The sequence below is a fragment of the Nocardioides sp. genome, from assembly GCF_016462705.1.
In the GTDB taxonomy this organism is placed as follows: Bacteria; Actinomycetota; Actinomycetes; order Propionibacteriales; family Nocardioidaceae; genus Nocardioides.
Genome location: NZ_JAEMSS010000080.1, coordinates 1 through 18,390 on the forward strand (window position 1 = coordinate 1; position 18,390 = coordinate 18,390).

At 71.2% G+C, this 18,390-nt stretch carries 16 protein-coding genes; 5 read left to right on the forward strand and 11 right to left on the reverse strand.

Going from position 1 to position 18,390, the window contains the following annotated elements:
* On the reverse strand, positions 1-1,632 hold a 1,632-nt coding region (locus tag JHD21_RS11640), incomplete at its 3' end, for a DNA translocase FtsK 4TM domain-containing protein (RefSeq protein WP_292675139.1).
* A 232-nt stretch (positions 1,633-1,864) separates the two neighbouring features.
* Between JHD21_RS11640 and JHD21_RS11645 the strand changes: the two genes are divergently transcribed.
* Positions 1,865-5,041, forward strand: a complete 3,177-nt coding sequence (locus JHD21_RS11645) for a M4 family metallopeptidase (protein ID WP_292675144.1) — start codon at positions 1,865-1,867, stop codon at positions 5,039-5,041.
* A 234-nt stretch (positions 5,042-5,275) separates the two neighbouring features.
* Here the strand turns inward: JHD21_RS11645 and JHD21_RS11650 are convergent, their stop codons facing one another.
* From JHD21_RS11650 to JHD21_RS11660, 3 genes are read right to left on the reverse strand one after another with little or no spacing between them, the layout of a single operon-like run.
* Positions 5,276-6,955 carry a ribonuclease J gene (locus JHD21_RS11650; protein ID WP_292675148.1) on the reverse strand — a complete coding sequence of 560 codons (1,680 nt, stop codon included), beginning with the start codon at positions 6,953-6,955 and terminating at the stop codon, positions 5,276-5,278.
* 19 nt (positions 6,956-6,974) lie between these two features.
* A complete protein-coding gene (gene dapA / locus JHD21_RS11655) occupies positions 6,975-7,862 on the reverse strand; it encodes a 4-hydroxy-tetrahydrodipicolinate synthase (RefSeq protein ID WP_292675151.1) in 888 nt (295 codons plus the stop codon).
* Positions 7,863-7,871: 9 nt separating this feature from the next.
* Positions 7,872-8,798 (reverse strand): LLM class F420-dependent oxidoreductase, encoded by a 927-nt coding sequence (locus tag JHD21_RS11660; protein ID WP_292675183.1) that lies wholly within the window; start codon positions 8,796-8,798, stop codon positions 7,872-7,874.
* A gap of 143 nt (positions 8,799-8,941) precedes the next feature.
* On the opposite strand from JHD21_RS11660, the gene JHD21_RS11665 reads away from it, so the two are divergent.
* Complete coding sequence (locus tag JHD21_RS11665; protein ID WP_292675154.1) at positions 8,942-9,508, forward strand: hypothetical protein; 567 nt, start codon at positions 8,942-8,944, stop codon at positions 9,506-9,508.
* 22 nt (positions 9,509-9,530) lie between these two features.
* On the opposite strand, the gene JHD21_RS11670 is transcribed toward JHD21_RS11665, so the two are convergent.
* The 6 genes from JHD21_RS11670 to gcvT all read right to left on the reverse strand — a co-directional run bounded on the left by JHD21_RS11670 (position 9,531) and on the right by gcvT (position 14,684).
* Entirely contained in the window at positions 9,531-9,992 is a 462-nt protein-coding gene (locus tag JHD21_RS11670) for a dihydrofolate reductase (RefSeq protein WP_292675157.1), read from the reverse strand.
* The gene (locus JHD21_RS11675; protein WP_292675160.1) at positions 9,989-10,798 is read right to left on the reverse strand and encodes a thymidylate synthase; all 810 of its coding nucleotides are present in this window, start codon (positions 10,796-10,798) and stop codon (positions 9,989-9,991) included. Before JHD21_RS11675 ends, JHD21_RS11670 begins: the two co-directional genes overlap by 4 nt.
* A 24-nt stretch (positions 10,799-10,822) precedes the next feature.
* Positions 10,823-11,653, reverse strand: coding sequence for a PhzF family phenazine biosynthesis protein (locus tag JHD21_RS11680; protein ID WP_292675164.1), 831 nt, complete (start codon positions 11,651-11,653; stop codon positions 10,823-10,825).
* Between the two features lie 40 nt (positions 11,654-11,693).
* Complete coding sequence (locus JHD21_RS11685) at positions 11,694-13,286, reverse strand: hypothetical protein (RefSeq protein WP_292675166.1); 1,593 nt, start codon at positions 13,284-13,286, stop codon at positions 11,694-11,696.
* 12 nt (positions 13,287-13,298) lie between these two features.
* On the reverse strand, positions 13,299-13,463 hold the full coding sequence (locus tag JHD21_RS21900) for a hypothetical protein (protein ID WP_365695944.1): 165 nt from the start codon (positions 13,461-13,463) through the stop codon (positions 13,299-13,301).
* Between the two features lie 105 nt (positions 13,464-13,568).
* The gene (gene gcvT, locus JHD21_RS11695; protein WP_292675171.1) at positions 13,569-14,684 is read right to left on the reverse strand and encodes a glycine cleavage system aminomethyltransferase GcvT; all 1,116 of its coding nucleotides are present in this window, start codon (positions 14,682-14,684) and stop codon (positions 13,569-13,571) included.
* 41 nt (positions 14,685-14,725) lie between these two features.
* Here gcvT and JHD21_RS11700 point away from each other — a divergent pair, with 41 nt between their 5' ends.
* Positions 14,726-16,255: a leucyl aminopeptidase gene (locus JHD21_RS11700; protein WP_292675174.1), complete on the forward strand. Its 1,530-nt coding sequence runs from the start codon at positions 14,726-14,728 to the stop codon at positions 16,253-16,255.
* A gap of 115 nt (positions 16,256-16,370) precedes the next feature.
* Here JHD21_RS11700 and JHD21_RS11705 read toward each other — a convergent pair whose 3' ends face one another.
* Positions 16,371-16,736, reverse strand: coding sequence for a hypothetical protein (locus JHD21_RS11705; protein WP_292675177.1), 366 nt, complete (start codon positions 16,734-16,736; stop codon positions 16,371-16,373).
* A gap of 81 nt (positions 16,737-16,817) precedes the next feature.
* On the opposite strand from JHD21_RS11705, the gene lpdA reads away from it, so the two are divergent.
* Together lpdA and JHD21_RS11715 are read left to right on the forward strand one after the other, a co-directional pair.
* Entirely contained in the window at positions 16,818-18,203 is a 1,386-nt protein-coding gene (lpdA, locus tag JHD21_RS11710) for a dihydrolipoyl dehydrogenase (protein WP_292675180.1), read from the forward strand.
* 50 nt (positions 18,204-18,253) lie between these two features.
* Positions 18,254-18,390, forward strand: a 137-nt coding sequence (locus JHD21_RS11715; RefSeq protein ID WP_292675187.1) for a biotin/lipoyl-containing protein, incomplete at its 3' end; no start/stop codon positions are given.

An 18,390-nucleotide genomic window follows, 5' to 3' on the forward strand; every position in this document is an offset into this window, starting at 1 on the left:
GAAGCTCGACTTGCCGGAGCCGGTGGCACCCGCGACCAGCAGGTGCGGCATCTTCGCGAGGTTGGCGACCACGAAGCCGCCCTCCACGTCCTTGCCCAGCCCGCAGACCATCGGGTGGTGGTCGGACCGGGCGATGCCCGAGCGGAGCACGTCACCCAGCGACACGATCTCCTTGTCGAGGTTCGGGATCTCGATGCCGATGGCCGACTTGCCCGGGATGGGACTGAGGATGCGCACGTCAGCCGAGGCCACGGCGTAGGAGATGTTCTTGGCCAGCGCGGTGACCTTCTCCACCTTGACCGCGGCGCCGAGCTCGACCTCGTAACGGGTGACCGTCGGTCCGCGGGTGTAGCCGGTCACCTGCGCGTCGATGTCGAACTCGTCCAGCACCGTGGTCAGCCGGTGGACGACGTCGTCGCTGAGCTTGGACTTGGGCTTGTGCGGTGACCCGGGCTTGAGCATGTCGTTGCCGGGCAGGCTGTAGACGATGTCGCCCGACAGCGCCAGCTGCTCGACCCGCTGCGGGATCGGCGTGTGCGGAGGGGGCTCGAGATCGCCCTTGGTCTCGTCCTCGACCCGGATGTCCGGTGGCACCGCCGCCGCGGAGACGGCAGGGACGGCGTCCGTGGTGCCGGTCTCGGCGACCGCCTTGCGTCGCCTCTTCCTGACCTCCCGGTCCTCGAGGACGGGGCTGTCGTACGCCGGGTCGTTGGCGTAGGCGTCCAGCCCGGTGTCGGTGTCCGCGTTGCGCCCCCGTCCGCGGGCCCGGATGGGTCGGGTGGGCAGGCCGTTCTCGTCGACCGCGTCCTCGGCCGGGGTCCTCCCGAGGGCACGGTCCCGGGTCTCGGCGAGCCGGGACGGCACCTTGTAGAGCGGCGTACCGGTGATGACCAGCACGCCGAAGCAGGCGAGCAGCACCAGGACGGGCACGACCACGGCGGGCGATCGCAGCAGGTCGAGGAGCAGGGACGACACGACGTAGCCGATCGCCCCACCGCCCTCGCGCAGCGGGCTCGCGTCACCGGCCACCGGCTGCGGACTGCCGTTGGCGATGTGCACCACGCCGAGGACGCCCAGGGCGAGCGACGCCCAGCCGACGACCTGGCGTCCGGCGGGGCCGTTGTGCACCGGGTCGCGCAGGTTGCGCCAGGCCGCGACGACCAGGGCCAGCGGGACCAGCCAGCCGACCTTGCCGACGGTGCCCGTCACGGCGACCCGCACCGCACCCATGAGGTCGCCGCCGAGCTGGAACCACACCGCCGCGGCGGCGACCACGGCCACCGCGAGGATGAGCAGGCCGACACCGTCACGGCGGTGCTCGGGGTCGAGCTCACGGGCACTGCGACCGATACCCCGGGCCAGCCCTCCGATGGCGTGGGCGACCGCGAGCCAGACCGCGGCGAGGCCGCGGAAGATCGCGTCGAAGAAGCGTGCGACCGGGCCGCGTCCGCTTCGTACCGCACGCGGAGCCGGACGGCGCTTCGCGGATGAGCCTCGCTGGGGGGACTTCCGCGCCTTCTTCTTGGCAGCCGGTGCCGCCGCCCTGCTCCGGCTCCGGGTGCTGCCGGACCGTGGCGTGGACGAGGTGCTCCTGCTCCGCGAACCCGGCGGGGAAGACGTACGGGTCGCCATGGTCACCAACGTAGGTGACAGTCACTCCTGCCACACGCACCACAGAGGTGCGTGTTGCCCACCGCCGTCACACCGCAGCAACAACACTTCCTCCCGACAGGTGAAAGCGACGGCGAATCTCCGTCGACCCTTTACCCGGACGGGACAGCGTGATTAGGGTGCGCTCACGTGCACCGAGTCTCGGCGCGCGTAGTCACACGGGGACCACGTCAACTCGGGATAGGACACCTTCGTGAGAGTGCTCAAGAGCGCCATTTGCCTGGTGATGCTCGCTGCCGGTTTCGCGGCACTGCCATCACAGTCGGGAGCCGCATCACCAGCCGCGGCCGGTGACGGTTCGCTGATCCAGGAGCTGCGACAGGACGCGCGCGGCGAGGTCGTCACCTCGCGCGAGAGCGCGACCGGCAAGGTCGGGTTCGTCCGCGCCGAGGGCGGCAGGTCGGCAGACCTGATGCCCGGCGTGGCCGCCGACGACCGGGCCTCGGCCATCGCCAAGACGAGGGCGTTCCTCGGCGACTACGCCGGCCTGTTCGGCGCCCGGCCCGGCGAGCTCGTCCGGGACACGGTGACCCAGACCCGGCTGGGCTGGAACGTCTCGTACATCCAGCGCTACCGCGGGGTGCCCGTGTTCGGCGGCGCCCTGCGCGCGCAGGTGGACGCCGCCGGTGACCTCACCTCGGTCAACGGCTACGTCGCACCCGACCTCGACCTCGACGTGACCCCGCGGCTCAGCGCCGCGAAGGCGGGTCAGGCCGCCGTGGCCGAGGTCAAGGCCGACCCGCCGGGGCACGACGGCCAGACCGCCGACCTCGCCGGGGTGGGGGCCAAGAACACCAGGCTCGCGATCTACCGCACCGGCGTGCCGCGCGGTGACGTCGGCGAGGCCGTCCTCGCCTATGTCGTCGAGGTGTCCAACGACGCCAACGTGCGCGAGATGGTCTTCGTCGACGCGGAGACGGGCAAGACGCTCAACCGGTACTCGCTCATTCACGACGGGCTCTACCGCGAGCTCTACGAGGGCAACACCAACCGCTCGAACCGGGTCTGGGCCGAGGGCGAGACCTTCCCCGGCCTCCTCAACGAGGAGCAGCAGAACCTCGTGGAGGGCACGGGCGAGTCGTACTGGTTCTTCATGAACGCCTTCGAGCAGGACTCCTACGACGGCCTGGGCGCGACGATGACCACGGTCAACAACGACCCCCGGATCAACTGCCCCAACGCCAACTGGAACGGCGTCACCACCAACTACTGCAACGGCGTCACCTCCGACGACGTGGTGGCACACGAGTGGGGCCACGCCTACACCGAGTACTCGTGGGACGGCATCTACCAGTGGCAGCCCGGCGCGCTCAACGAGTCGTTCTCCGACGTCTGGGGCGAGACCATCGACCTGATCAACGGACGCCAGGACGAGGAGGAGGGTGACATCACCACCCCGCGTCCCGTGGGCCAGTGCTCGACGCACTCACCCGCGCAGCCGGCGTTCACGATCAACAGCCCGGCAGAGATCGCCAAGGACTGCGACGTGGCCGGCGCCGCATTCGGACCGCAGCTGGACGACACGGGAGTCACCGGTGACCTCGTCCTCGGTCTCGACGCCGACGAGGACAGCGACGCCGACCCGAACCCGTTCGACCTCCAGGGCAGCATCTACGACGGGTGCAGCCCCCTGACGAACGCCGCCGAGGCGGCCGGCAACGTCGTGATGGTCAACCGCGGGCTCTGCGGTTTCGAGGTCAAGGCGCGCAACGCCGAGGCGGCCGGCGCCACGGGCGTCGTCATCGCCAACCGTGACCCGGAGGTGTTCGCGATGTCCGGTGACGCCGACCCGGACCCGACGGTCCCGACCGTCATGATCGGCCGCGACGACTGGCAGCCGATCTTCGACACGGTCGACACCGAGACGGTCAACGTCACCATGAAGGACGCGAGCGGTCCCCGGACCGACTCCTACCGCTGGCTCATGGGTGAGGACTCCTTCGCCTTCGGCGGGGCGATCCGCGACATGTGGTCGCCCACCTGCCACGGCGACCCGGGCAAGGTGAGCGACGCGGAGTACACGTGCTCGACCGACGACGGTGGTGGGGTGCACAGCAACTCCGGCGTGCCCAACCACGGCTACGCGTTGCTGGTCGACGGTGGCACCTACAACGGCACCACGGTCACCGGGATCGGCCTGGACAAGGCTGCGCACATCTACTACTACGCGATGCAGCTCTTCCAGACGCCGACGAGCGACTTCATCGACCACGCGGATGCGCTGGAGACCACCTGCGGCCTCCTGGTCGACGAGGAAGTCGAGATCTGGGAGCTCACCACCGAGCCGAACGCGACGCCCACCGTGCTGGGGACCATGACCGACGCCGACTGCGAGCAGGTCACGAACGCGATCGCCGCCGTGGAGCTGCGCACCGAACCGGTGCAGTGCAACTTCACACCGCTGCTCGAGCAGGGTGGCCCGTCGCTGTGTGGCGCGGGCACCACGACCACCACCGTGTGGAACGAGAGCTTCGAGGACGGCCTGGCCGGCTGGGAGAAGGACTCGGAGATCGTCTACAGCGGTGGCGGCAGCCTGCCGTGGTCGTCGGACTCGACCCCGCCCGGTGGCCGCACCGGCACCGTCGCCAGGGGTGACGACAACCCGAGCGCCGGGAAGTGCACGGAAGGTGCCGGCGACTTCTCGTCGCGGGACTCCATCGTGAGCCCGGCGATCGTGATGCCGGCGACCCTCGGGGCACCGAAGCTGACCTTCGACCACTACGTCGCCACGGAGTTCGAGTACGACGGCGGCAACGTGAAGATCAGCGTCAACGAGGGGGCGTTCGCGCCGATCCCTGCCGCGGCGTACCTCTTCAACGCGCCGGCCACCGAGCTCCAGCCGACCAACCCGCTCGGCGGTGAGCTCGGCTTCACCGGCAGCGACGGTGGCGAGGTGGGCGGCTCATGGGGCACGTCGTACGTCGACCTGCAGGCCGCGGGCGTCAAGGCCGGGGACACCGTGCGGCTGCGCTTCGACTTCGGGCGCGACGGCTGCGGCGGGCTCGACGGCTGGTACGTGGACAACGTGAAGGTGACCAACTGCACGACCGGCACGCCCCCGCCGCCCCCGCCGGCCGACGTCGCGTCGGAGACCCGCATGAAGATCAAGCCCAGCGAGACCCTGAGCCTCGGCCAGGACTTCCGGGCCAAGATCAAGGTCACCGCTGACGGCGTGGTGCCGACGGGCAAGGTCAAGCTCTTCGTCGACGGCGACAAGGTCGGCAAGGGCACGCTCAAGAACGGCAAGGTCGTCATCGAGGTGACCCGCGACCTGCCGCCCGGCAAGCACAAGGTCGTCGCCGAGTACCTCGGCGCCGGCACGGTGGAGGAGAGCCAGGACAAGGTGACCATCACCGTCAAGAAGCCGTAGCCAGCACGACCAGCACGAGCGAGAGGCCCCGCCGGTGAGTCCGGTGGGGCCTCCCGCTCATTTCATCGCCAGCCCCGCAGCCGGGGCGCTTGTATAGGCGCCCCGCGATCGGTCGGCGACCACGATGGACGGCGAAGCCCGCGAAGCGGAGCGAGCGTCCGTCGTGGGTGCCGGCCGAAGCTCGCGGGGGTAGACAACCCGTGGGTGCCGGCCGAAGCTCGCGGGGGTGAACAATCAGGCTTCGACGACGACCGGGATGATCATCGGGCGCCGGCGGTGGGTGTTGCTCACCCAGCGTCCGACCACCCGGCGCACCGTCTGCTGGAGCTGGTAGGCGTCGTTGTTGCCCTCGGCGATGGTCTTGTCGAGGGCGTCGACGATCGGCTGGCGGATCGGGTCGAAGTCCACGTCGACGAAGCCGCGGGCGTGGATCTCGGGGCCGGCGGCGACCTTGCCGCTGACCGAGTCGACCACGACGATCACCGAGATGAACCCCTCCTCGCCCAGGATCCGGCGGTCCTTGAGGTCGGACTCGGTGATGTCGCCGACCGAGCTGCCGTCGACGAAGACGTAGCCGCACGGCACCTTGCCGGCGACCTTCGCGACACCGTCGACCAGGTCGACGACCACGCCGTCCTCGGCGATGACGACGTTCTCGACGCCGGTGGCCGTGGCCAGGGCGCCGTTGGCCAGCAGGTGCCGGATCTCGCCGTGCACCGGCAGCACGTTCTTCGGGGACACGATGTTGTAGCAGTAGAGGAGCTCCCCGGCGCTCGCGTGGCCACTCACGTGGACCAGGGCGTTGCCCTTGTGCACGACGCGGGCGCCCCAGCGGGCGAGTCCGTTGATCACCCGGTAGACCGCGTTCTCGTTGCCGGGGATCAGGCTCGAGGCGAGCAGGACGGTGTCGCCCTCCTCGATGTGCACGATGTGGTGGTCGCGCTGGGCGATCCGGCTGAGGGCGCTCATCGGCTCACCCTGGGAGCCGGTGGAGATCAGCACCTGACGCTCGGGCGGCAGGCTGGCGAGGTCCTTCGGGTCGATCAGCACGCCTGGTGGGACGGTCAGGTAGCCGAGCTCCTGTGCGATGGCCATGTTGCGGACCATCGAGCGGCCGACGTACGCCGCCTTGCGCCCGTGCGTCGCGGTGGCGTCCAGGATCTGCTGGACCCGGTGGATGTGGGAGGCGAAGCAGGCCACCACGATCTTCTGCCTGGAGTCGCGGAAGACCTGGTCGATCACCGGCGTGATCGACTTCTCCAGTGCCGTGAACCCCGGCGTCTCGGCGTTGGTGGAGTCGGTGAGGAACAGGTCGACGCCCTCCTCCCCCAGCCGGGCGAACGCGCGCAGGTCGGTGATCCGGCCGTCGAGCGGGAGCTGGTCCATCTTGAAGTCGCCGGTGTGCAGCACGAGCTGGCCGCCGGCCCGGATGGCTACCGCGAGCGCGTCCGGGATGGAGTGGTTGACCGCGACGAACTCGAGCTCGAAGGGGCCGAACGTGATGACGTCGCCTTCGCGCACGACGTGGTGGACGGTCTCCTTGAGACGGTGCTCGCGGAGCTTGCCGTCGAGCAGCGCCAAGGTGAGCTCGGAGCCGACCAGCGGGATGTCCTGGCGCTCGCGCAGCAGGTAGGGCGTCGCCCCGATGTGGTCCTCGTGGCCGTGCGTGAGGACCAGCGCCTCAACGGCGTCGAGCCGGTCCCGGATCGAGTCGAAGTCCGGGAGGATCAGGTCGACCCCGGGGTGGTGGTCCTCGGGGAAGAGCACGCCGCAGTCGACGATCAGCAGCCGGCCCTCGTGCTCGAAGACCGTCATGTTGCGGCCGACGTCTCCGAGACCGCCGAGCGGTGTCACCCGCAGACCCCCCGACTTCAGGGGGGCAGGGCTCGACAGCTCGGGATGGGAATGACTCACAGTTTTCCTTCGGTGGACGTCAGAGGAGGCCGGACGCGGCCAGTCCGGTGCGCAGCGCCTCGACCTCGGCGTCGTCGAGCGGCACCAGCGGGCCACGGACGTTGCGGTTGTCGAGGACGCCGAGCAGCTGCAGACCTGCCTTCGCGGTCGTGGCTCCGTAGTTGGGGACGCCCATGACGGCGTCGATCGCCGGCAGCAGCCGGGTGAAGATCCTGAGCGCGGCCGCGTGGTCGCCGGCGTCGAACGTGTCGATCATGGCCCGCATCTCGTCGCCGGCCACGTGCCCGACCACGGAGACGAAACCGGCGGCGCCGTGCGCCAGCCAGCCCAGGTTGGCCACGTCGTCACCGGAGTAGACGGCGTAGCCCAGCTCCATGAGCCGGACTCCGCGGGCGAAGTCACCCACGGCGTCCTTGACGGCGACCACCGTGTCGATCTCCTTGGCGGCCGCGTAGGTCTCGAGCGCGATCTGGGTGCCGGTCCGGCCGGGCACGTCGTACAGCATCACCGGGACGCCGGTCGCCTCGGCGACGGCCCGGAAGTGGTGGAGGACACCGGCCTGCCCGGGCTTGTTGTAGTAGGGCGTCACGAGCAGCAGCCCGTCCGCGCCCACCTTCTCCGCCTGCAGGGCCAGCTCGACAGAGTGCGCGGTGCTGTTCGTGCCGACGCCGGCCACGACCGACGCCCGGTCGCCCACGGCGTCGACGACGGCGGCGAGGATCTCGCCGTCCTCCGCGACCGACGTGGTCGGGCTCTCGCCGGTCGTCCCGCTGACCACGACCCCGTCGTGTCCGTGCGCGACGAGGTGGCGCGCGATCGCAGCCGTGCCGTCGAGGTCGACCGAGCCGTCGTCGCGGAACGCCGTCGCCATCGCCGTCAGCACACGGCCGAAGGGGGCGTTGGTCATGGCTCCAGGCTACCGGTCGGCGATGTGCGGCATGACCTCCGCGGCCACGAGCCGCAGGTGGTCGAGGTCCTGGAGGTCCAGGGTCTGCAGGTAGAGCCGGGTCTGGCCGGACTCGGCGTAGCGGCCGATCTTGTCGACCACCTCCTGCGGCGTCCCCGCCAGGCCGTTCTCGCGCAGCTCGTCGACCTCACGCCCGATCGCCGCGGCCCGGCGCGCGACCTCGGCCTCGTTCGCCCCGACGCAGAGCACCAGCGCGCTGGAGAACCGCATGCTCGCGGGGTCGCGGCCGATCTCCTCGCAGGCCCGGCGGACCCGGTCGTTCTGCACCAGGCCGTCGTCGAACGGCATGAAGGGCAGGTTGAACTCATCGGCGTACCTCGCGGCGAGCGCCGGCGTCCGCTTCTTGCCGCCACCACCGATCAGCACCGGGGGCTTCGCCTGTGCCGGCTTCGGGAGCCCGGGCGAGTCCCGCACGGTGTAGTGCTCACCCTCGAAGGAGAAGCCGCCGGCGCTCCCCCACAGTCCGGTGATCACGGCGAGCTGCTCCTCGAGCACGTCGAAGCGCTCGCGCGTGTCCGGGAACGGGATCCCGTACGCCGAGTGCTCGGCCTCGAACCAGCCAGCCCCGAGCCCGAGCTCGACCCGCCCGCCGCTCATCTGGTCGACGCCGGCCACCGCGATCGCCAGCGGGCCCGGGTGCCGGAAGGTCGCGCTGGTCATCAGCGTGCCGAGCCGGATGGTGCTCGTCTCGCGGGCGATCCCCGCCAGCGTGATCCAGGCGTCGCTGGGTCCCGGCAGGCCGTCGCCGCCCATGGTCAGGTAGTGGTCGGACCGGAAGAACGCGCCGAAGCCGAGCCGCTCGGCCTCCTGGGCGACCGACAGCAGGTCGTCGTACGCCGCTCCCTGCTGGGGTTCGGTGAACACCCGGAGCTCCATCCCGCCTGACGTGATCTCAGCCATGGACCCAGCCTGCCAGCCGCTCCCAGCGGTTCACCGAGGACGCCCGCTCGGAAAGCCGTCGCGACCCCGGGCCCCGGTGAATTACGTTGAGGCGTCCGTCACATCGATGAAGGAGACCCATGAAGCCGATTCTCGGCGGTTCACGCTATGCCAGCATCACGGCCACGCTCGCGCTCGTCGTCGCCCTCGGCGGCACGAGCTACGCGGCGGTCAACCTCCCGAAGAACAGCGTCGGGAGCAAGCAGATCGCGAAGGCGGCGGTCAAGTCGAGCGATGTCAAGAACGACGGGCTCACGGGCAAGGACATCAAGGAGTCCAGCCTCTCGACCGTGCCCTCCGCGACCAGCGCCGACCAGCTGGGCGGCAAGACCCTGCGCGGGCTGTCGCAGTGGGTGCACGTCGAGACCGACGGCGACATCATCGCCCAGAGCGGTGGCATCACCGTCACGGACCTCGCCGCACCGGGCCGCTACCGGGTGAACTTCCCGACCGACGTCAGCGCCTGCGGGCTGAACGCCAACGTGTCCGCGGCCTCGCCGCAGGCCGACCTGGGGACCTTCGACCCGGGGATGGCCATGGTGGTGCGGAGCAGCACCGGGCCCAACGCCGTCCAGGTCGGGACCGCGGATGTGGCGGCGGGTGGGACCTACGAGGACAAGCCGTTCATCCTGACGGTCCAGTGCTGACCGGCTGACCCAGGGCTCGGCGTCACAGACGACGCCAGCTCACGACCGTGAACCCGTCGTGCGGCACCCGTCCCTCCTCGGCCCACTCCGTGCGGTCGAAGGCGGGGTAGAAGGTGTCGCCGGCGGGTTCTTGGTCCACCTCGCTGAGGATCTGCACGTGGGCGTGGGGCATCGCCGCCTCGTAGACGGCAGCTCCCCCGGCGACGTAGACGTCGTCGGCGCCGGCCATCGCCAGCGCCTCCTCGAGCGAGTGCGCGACCCGGACGCCGTCCGCCGACCAGGCGGGGTCACGGGTCAGCACGATGGTGGTCCGGCCGGGCAGCGGTCGGCCGATCGACTCATAGGTCGCCCGCCCCATCAGCAACGTGTGCCCGAGCGTGGTCGCCTTGAAGTGGGCGAAGTCCTCCGGGAGGTGCCACGGAATGCCGCCGCCCGCGCCGATCACCCCGTTGCGCGCGACCGCTGCGATCAGGGTGACCGTCATACGGCGATGGGCGCCTTGATGCCGGGGTGCGGGTCGTAGCCCTCGACGGCGACGTGCTCGAGGTCGAAGGCGTCCAGCTCCGTGACCGTGGGGTCGAGCCACAGGGTCGGCAGCGGCCGCGGGTCCCGGGTGAGCTGGAGCCGGGCCTGCTCCAGGTGGTTGGTGTAGAGGTGGGCGTCCCCGAACGTGTGCACGAAGTCACCGACGTCGATGCCGGTCACCTGGGCGACCATGTGGGTGAGCAGGGCGTAGGACGCGATGTTGAACGGCACACCGAGGAAGACGTCGGCCGAGCGCTGGTAGAGCTGGCAGGACAGGCGCCCCGGCCCGTCCGGGTCGGGGGCGACGTAGAACTGGAACATCGTGTGGCACGGCGCCAGCGCCATGGCCGGGATGTCGGCGACGTTCCAGGCGGAGACCACGTGACGCCGAGAGTCCGGGTCGTCGCGGATCTGCTGGACGACCTGGGCGATCTGGTCGACGTGCCGTCCGTCGGGAGTCGGCCAGGACCGCCACTGGTAGCCGTAGACCGGTCCCAGGTCACCGTCGGCGTCGGCCCACTCGTCCCAGATGGTCACCCCGCGGTCCTGGAGCCACTTGACGTTGGTGTCACCGCGCAGGAACCACAGCAGCTCGGCGAACACCGATCGGGTGTGCACCTTCTTGGTGGTGACCAGCGGGAACCCCTCGCGGAGGTCGAACCGCATCTGGTGGCCGAAGACCGACAAGGTGCCCGTACCGGTGCGGTCGGACTTCTCCACGCCCTCGTCGAGGACGCGCTGGAGGAGATCGAGGTAGGCCCGCACGACGCCCAATCTAGCCGCGGCGGGTCACCGGATCGCGGCCTCTCCACGGAGCGTCGTGACCGTGTTCCCTCCCACCCACACCGCGGCTCCCTCGCGCCTCACGTGCACCCGGCCACGCCGCCCGATCGCGGTGCCCTGGGCGGCGACGTACTCCTCGGGAAGGACCGTGCCGGCGAGCCACTGGCCGAGGCTGGCGTTGAGGCTGCCGGTGACCGGGTCCTCGGTGCTCCGGTCGAACGCGCGGACCTCGGCGTCCGCGTCCCCCGGATGACCCGGGTCCCCGGCACGCCAGGGGGCGATCACACCGATGTCCATCTCGCCGATCTTCACCGGGTCCGGCTCGAGGGCCAGGACGGTGCGCGCGTCCCGGAGCAGGACGCCGACCCACCCCGGCCCGTTGTCGACCCACTTGGCGTCGACGACGTCGTCGCGGCGCAGGCCCAGGGCAACGGTGACCCGGTCCAGGTCGCCGTCGTCGACCGGTCCGTCGCGCAGCAGCGGGGGTGCCTGGAACGCGAGCCGTGGCCCGCGCTCGATGGTGACCAGCCCGGCGCCACACTCCTGCACCACCTCGGTGTCCGTCGCCGACCCGCCGGCCTCCAGCCAGGCGTGCGCGCTGCCCAGCGTCGGGTGACCGGCGAACGGGAGCTCACGGCTCGGGGTGAAGATGCGCAGCCGGTAGTCGGCACGGTCGGTCGTGGGCCGCAGCAGGAACGTCGTCTCGGAGAGGTTGCTCCACTGCGCGAGCTGCTGCATCGCGTCGTCATCGAGGTCGTCGGCGTCGTGGACCACCGCGACCGGGTTGCCGGTGAGCGGGCCGGAGCCGAAGACGTCGACCTGGCGGAAGTCGTGCACGTGGCGAACCTAGTCGTGCTGGAGGGTGCGATGGTCATCCCTAGTCGGGGGCAACGATCCCGAGCTCCCTGGCCAGCTCCGCCCAGCCGATGGACTGTGCCTTGGCCAGGAGGGGTGCCTCGGAGTCGAGGACGAAGGTCGCCAGCCCCTCGCAGTCGCCGTCCCCGAGTCCGCACGTGACCAGCTCGCCGCGCAACGGATGGCTGTCGCTGCCCTCCCTCCGGGCGAACCCGTCCGGGTCGACCGTCAGGTAGGTGATCGACCCCTCCGGCGCCAGGACCACGTCGGCCACGGCCAGGTCCTCAGGTGGCCGCACGTCCAGCCGGACGCCGGTGCGCACGTCGTAGACGAGCACCGACCCGTCCGCGGGGTCGCGGGTCGCCGCGTAGTTCCCGTCCGCGGAGAGCTGCCCGCCCCGGCCCGGCACGTCGTGGACGTCGGTGAAGAACGGCCGGTCCAGCCGGATCCGGTCGGCGTCGAGCTGGTAGAGCCGGTTCGCGGACGAGACGTCGACGAGGAGGGGTCCCTCCAGCAGCTGGAGGTGGTCCGGGTCCCGGGTCGGCCGCCAGCCGCGGGTGCCGTCGCTGGTCGTCACGTAGACCGTCTCCTGGTCGATCGCCACCGGGCGGGTGTCGGGAGCCTCCTGCAGGCCCGACCGGCTCTGCGGCAGGTCCAGCTCACCGATCAGGTCGGCCTGCCCGACGTCGTAGACGAGCAGCCGCGGGTTCGGCCCGCCCGGATCCACCCACGCGACCCACCCGAGCTGGTCGGACGCGGCCAGCGGCGCAGCGGGGTCCTTGGTGCCGAGGAGGGTGCGGACGCCGTCGTCGGCGAGGTGGACGACCCGGCCGTCGACGTCGCCGTAGACCGCCCCGGCACCGAGCGCGGCCAGGTCCCGCAGCGTCGGCAGCACGTAGGTCGAGTTCGCGAGGTGCAGGACGTCGTCGGCGTACCACACCACCTCGGCCGGGTTGCGCGAACGCTGCGGGTCGAGCGCCGAGAGGACGACCGGCTGCCGGTCGTCACCCTCGACGGACCCCCACTGGGCCCACCAGGTCGTCGCACCAAGGACGAGGACCAGGCCGGCCAGGACACTGGGGACCAGGAAGACCGGACGTCGCCACCGCGGCGGGCGCTCGGTGGCCAGGTCCCCCGGCCCGGGGGTCAGCACGACGACGTTCTCGGCCGCGGTCCGCAGCGTCGTCGCGTCGGGCTCGGCCGGCAGGTCCCCGCCGGCCACCCGACCGGCAGCGGCCACGGCCTGCGACGGGTCCAGGCCCGCATAGCGACGGAGCACCAGTCCCGTGCGCAGCGGCGAGGTGAGCCGGTCCAGGGCCGACAGGTCCGGTGCCGGCCAGGCCGTCTCGAGCGGCGGCTCCAGCCCGGCCCACCACGGACCGCGCAGTCTCTCCTGCCAGGCGGCGAGGATCTCGCGGTGGACGACCACGTCCGGGTCGTCGCCCTCGACGGTCCGGTCCCAGTCAGTGCGGCACCGGCGCAGTCCGCTCGACGCGACCTCCGGGGCGAGCTCGGCGGGGCAGCCGATCAGGACGAGGGTGCGGACGAGCGTCGGCCACCGCGCGCCGACGAAGCCGTCGAAGTCACCCTCGTCGGTCGCCCGGGCGCCTCGCATGGCCGGTCACCGCTAGGCGTGGAGGGACATCGGGCCGTAGACGGCCCGCTCCTGCTCGAAGAGCGTGACCGCGTCGACGCCCTCGGCGGCCAGGCCGGACCAGATCTCGCCCACCCAGGACTCGGCGTCCGCCTGGGTGGCGAACCGTCGACCGGCGTACGCGCTCGAGACGGTCACCTCGCCGCCGGTGGCGTCCTCAAGTCGCCACCACCACGGACGTTCGCCGGGTCCGGGTTGCCGGAAGGTACTGGGCTGATCGGGAAGGTTCATGGCCAGGTTCTGTCAGGACTCGCGAGTGGAGGGTTGGACGAAGGGCGGCTTGGTGACCTGGAAGATCTCGCGGCGACCGCGTACGTCGACCCCCACCTCTGCGTCGGGTGCCACCTGCGAGGAGACCAGGGCGAGCCCGACGCCCTTCTTCAGGGTCGGCGAGAACGTCCCGGAGGTGACCTCGCCGACCAGGAGGTCGTGGGTCAGGCTCACGGCCATGTGGGGGCGAGGGATCGCGCGACCGGTGGCGACGATCCCGCGCAGGATGCGGTCGGGACCGGCCTCCTTCTCCCGGCGCAGTGCGTCGCGACCCCAGAACTCGTCCTTGTCCCACCCGACGGCCCAGCCGAGCCGGGCCTGGTTGGGGGTCACGTCGAGCGAGATGTCCTGCCCGTGCAGCGGGTAGCCCATCTCGGTGCGGAGCGTGTCCCGGGCGCCCAGACCGCACGGGAGCATGCCGTGGTCGGCGCCGGCGGCCATCAGCGCGTCCCAGAGGATCACCGCGACGTCGTTGGCAGCGATCAGCTCATAGCCACGCTCTCCGGTGTAGCCGGTCCGGCAGACGACGACGCCTACCCCCTCCTCACCGCCCGGCAGGGGCGCCTCGACGAACGACATGTAGTCGTGCCCGGTAGGCAGCCCCACGGCGTCCAGCACCTCGTCCGAGCGGGGCCCCTGGACGGCCAGCACGGCGTAGTCGTCGTGGTGGTCGGTGACCGTGACCCCGTCCGGGGCGGACGCCGCGAGCCGGCGGACGACCTCGGCGGTGTTGGCGGCGTTGGGCACCAGGAGCACCCGCTCGTCGGTGTGCAGGTAGGCGATGAGGTCGTCGACGATCCCGCCGGTCTCCGCGTCGCAGCAGAGGGTGTACTGCGCCTGGCCGTGCTCGACCCGGCGCAGGTCGTTGGTCAGCGTCGCGTTGACGTAGTCGGCGGCACCCGGCCCGGCCACCATCGCCTTGCCGAGGTGGCTGACGTCGAACACACCGACCGCCTCACGCACCGCGGTGTGCTCCTTGACGACACCGGAGGGGTACTCGAGCGGCATCGTCCAGCCACCGAACTCCGCGAACTTCGCGCCCAGTGACTCGTGCCGCTCGTGCAACGGTGACTGCTTGCCAGCGCTCATGCTCCGGAACCTATCTCCTACCCATCTCCTAGTGTGGCCAGGTGCCCTCGTACACGCTGCGCCACGCCAACCCGGCCAAGACCCGATGCGACGCGGTCGTGGTCGGCCTGGTGTCCACGTCGAAGGGCGCGGTCGTCGCCGAGGGTGGCGAGGAGGTGGCCAAGGCCTACGGCCGCAAGCTGCGTCCCCTGCTCGTCACGCTGGGCGCGACGGGCAAGGCCGGCGAGGTGGTCCGGGTGCCCGGCGGCGAGGTGCTCAGGGCCGGGCTCGTCGTCTTCGTGGGACTCGGCAAGCCGGAGCGCGGCGGCGCCGTGTCACCCCAGGCCGTACGCCGGGGAGCCGGCGCGGCGGCCCGGGCCGTCACCAACGCCGCCTCGGTCGCGCTCGCCCTGCCCGCGGAGACCCCGGAGCAGCTCCGCGCGGTCGCCGAGGGCTACGCGCTCGGTGGGTACACGTACACGACGTACAAGAAGGCCAAGGACGACGACGTGCAGGGCCACCCCGGCGAGGTCGTGCTGCTCAGCCCCGGGGCCCGACGGTCCGACATGCAGGCCGTCGTCGACGAGGCCCAGCTGGTCGCCGAAGCCGTGGCCCGGACCCGGGACTGGGTCAACACCCCGCCCGGCGACCTCACCCCGCCGGCCTTCGCCGACGCCGTGGTCGAGGCCGCCAAGGAGGCGTCGAAGGGACGTGGCGTGCGCAGGGTCAGCGCCCGGGTGTTCGACGAGAAGGAGCTCCTCGCGATGGGGTGCGGGGGGATCCTGGGCGTCGGCAACGGCTCGGCGGCGCCACCACGCCTGGTCGAGCTGACCTACTCCCCTGCCAAGCCGGTCGCCCACCTCGCCCTCGTCGGCAAGGGGGTCACCTTCGACTCCGGTGGCCTGACCATCAAGCCGGCGGCGTCGATGAACGAGATGAAGTCCGACATGGCCGGCGCGGCCGCCGTCGTCCAGGCCACGTTGGCGATCGCCAGGCTGAAGCTGCCGGTCAAGGTCAGCACCTTCGTGCCCATGGCGGAGAACATGGTGTCCGGCTCCTCGGTGCGGCCCGGCGACGTGCTCTCGATGTACGGCGGCACGACCGTCGAGGTGCTCAACACCGACGCCGAGGGCCGGCTGATCCTGGGTGACGCGCTCGTCCGCGCCACCGAGGTCGAGCCCGACGTGATCCTGGACGTCGCCACGCTGACCGGCCACATGGTCGTCGCCCTCGGCGACAAGGTGGCCGGCGTGATGGGCTCCGACGAGGTCGTCGCCGACGTCCTGGCAGCCGCCGAGACCGCCGGCGAGGCGCACTGGCACATGCCCATCCCCGAGGCGATGGACGAGCGCATCCACAGCAGCAGGATCGCCGACCTGTCGCAGCACGACTGGATCCGCTGGGGCGGCGGCCTCTTCGCGGCCGCCTTCCTGCGCGAGTTCACCGGCGGCCTGCCCTGGGCGCACCTCGACATCGCCGGCCCCGCCTGGAACTCCGGCGGACCCTCGGGCCACGTGACCTTCGGTGGCACCGGCTGGGCGGTCGCGACGCTGGTGGACTACGCGCGCTCGTTGGCCACCGACGCTGGTTGAGGTGCGAGCGCAGCGAGCCTCGAACCACGCAAGCCGTCGCTGGGAGGCGACCTGGTGCCATCCCTGCGGAGGTCTCGAGGCTCGTCGCTGGCGCTCCTCGCACCTCGACCAGCGATCAGAGACCCTGCTGCTTCTTCCTGCGGTTGAAGTCCCGCATCCGCTGCGGGATACCGACCACGGCAGCGTCGTAGGACGGGATCTGGTGCTTGTTGCAGAAGGTGTGTGCCCAGTCGACCGACGGCACGCGGCGTCGGGTCCACTCGCCGTCGTGCGCCACGAGCAGCAGCGTCACGTCGCTGACCGCCGTGCGCGGCTCGACGAACCCTTCGACGCCCTTCCGCTCGACGACCCAGGAGTTGAGGTGGTCGAGGTCGACGGAATCGGAGGCCCGCACCCGGGTGGAGCCGGTCCGGAAGGTGTCGCCCTTGGGGCGGCTCATCTTCGTCCCGGGGCTGCGCCGGAAGCGGTCCATCCATGACATGGCGACAAGTGTGCCTTGCCGTGCGTGGAGGCGGGTGGAGCACGCGGTGGACACTTCGTGGCGAGGTGCAAGGATGGGCGAATGGCTGACTTCGACGTGCTCGTCCTCGGGGCCGGGTCCGGCGGCTACGCGTGCGCGTTGCGCGCCGCACAGCTCGGGCTCAGCGTGGGCCTCGTCGAGCAGGGCAAGGTCGGTGGCACCTGCCTGCACGTCGGCTGCATCCCGACGAAGGCGCTGCTGCACGCGGCCGAGGTGGCCGACAGCGCCCGAGAGGCCTCGCAGTTCGGCGTCATCGCGACGCTCGAGGGGATCGACGTGCCCGGGGTCAACGCGTACGCCGACGGCGTGGTGTCCCGGCTGCACAAGGGGCTGACCGGGCTCATCAAAGGCCGCGGCATCACGGTCATCGAGGGCCGCGGACGGCTCACCGGTCCCCGGGAGGTCACCGTCGCCGGCGAAGCGGGCGAGACGGCGTACTCCGGGTCACACCTGGTGCTGGCGAGCGGCTCCTACGCGAAGACGCTCCCGGGCCTGGACATCGACGGCGAGCGCATCATCACCTCCGAGCACGCGCTGCGCCTGGACCGGGTGCCCGCCTCGGTCATCGTGCTGGGTGGCGGCGTCATCGGCTGCGAGTTCGCGAGCGTGTGGCGCAGCTTCGGTGCCGAGGTCACCATCGTCGAGGCACTGCCGCGGCTGGTGCCGCTGGAGGACGAGGCGTCGTCCAAGGCACTGGAGCGGGCGTTCCGGAAGCGCAAGATCGCGATGCGGACCTCCACGCCGTTCCAGAGCGTGAAGACCACCGATGCAGGCGTCGCCGTGACCGTCGAGGGTGGTGACGTGCTCGAGGCCGAGCTGCTGCTGGTGGCGGTCGGCCGGGGGCCGTCCACCGACGGTCTCGGGTACGAGGAGCAGGGCATACGCATGGACCGCGGCTTCGTGGTCACCGATGAGAGGTGCCGCACCGGGGTGGACGACGTGTGGGCCGTGGGCGACATCGTCCCCGGCCTCCAGCTGGCGCACCGCGGGTTCCAGCAGGGCATCTTCGTGGCCGAGGAGATCGCCGGGCTGGACCCGGCGACCATCGACGAGACGGCGATCCCACGGGTGACCTACTGCCGGCCCGAGGTGGCCTCGGTCGGCCTCACCGAGGTCCAGGCCGCGGAGAGGTACGGCGCCGAGGACATCGAGGCGCTGACCTACGACCTCGGCGGCAACGGCAAGAGCCAGATCCTCAAGACCCAGGGCTTCGTCAAGCTGGTGCAGCGGCGCGGCGGACCGGTCGTCGGGGTGCACCTCGTCGGCGACCGGGTGGGCGAGCTGATCGGCGAGGCGCAGCTGATCTACGGCTGGGAGGCCCACGCCGAGGACGTCGCACCCCTCGTGCACGCCCACCCGACCCAGAACGAGGCGCTCGGGGAAGCCCATCTGGCGCTCGCCGGCAAGCCCCTGCACGCCCATGCCTGACCACGTGAACAACTGACCACCACCGCAGAGCACGAGAGCGAAGGAGCTCCATGGCCACCGAAGTCACCCTCCCGGCACTGGGCGAGTCCGTCACCGAGGGCACCGTCACCCGCTGGCTGAAGTCCGTGGGCGACGAGGTCGCGGTCGACGAGCCGCTGCTGGAGGTGTCGACCGACAAGGTCGACAC

Coding starts and splice junctions, on each gene's coding strand:
- dapA (WP_292675151.1), bottom strand. CDS start 7,862: ATGACCAACGCCCCCTTCGGCCGTGTGCTGACGGCGATGGCGACGGCG.
- JHD21_RS11660 (WP_292675183.1), bottom strand. CDS start 8,798: ATGGAGCTCCGGGTGTTCACCGAACCCCAGCAGGGAGCGGCGTACGAC.
- JHD21_RS11665 (WP_292675154.1), top strand. CDS start 8,942: ATGAAGCCGATTCTCGGCGGTTCACGCTATGCCAGCATCACGGCCACG.
- JHD21_RS11670 (WP_292675157.1), bottom strand. CDS start 9,992: ATGACGGTCACCCTGATCGCAGCGGTCGCGCGCAACGGGGTGATCGGC.
- JHD21_RS11685 (WP_292675166.1), bottom strand. CDS start 13,286: ATGCGAGGCGCCCGGGCGACCGACGAGGGTGACTTCGACGGCTTCGTC.
- gcvT (WP_292675171.1), bottom strand. CDS start 14,684: ATGAGCGCTGGCAAGCAGTCACCGTTGCACGAGCGGCACGAGTCACTG.
- JHD21_RS11705 (WP_292675177.1), bottom strand. CDS start 16,736: ATGTCATGGATGGACCGCTTCCGGCGCAGCCCCGGGACGAAGATGAGC.
- lpdA (WP_292675180.1), top strand. CDS start 16,818: ATGGCTGACTTCGACGTGCTCGTCCTCGGGGCCGGGTCCGGCGGCTAC.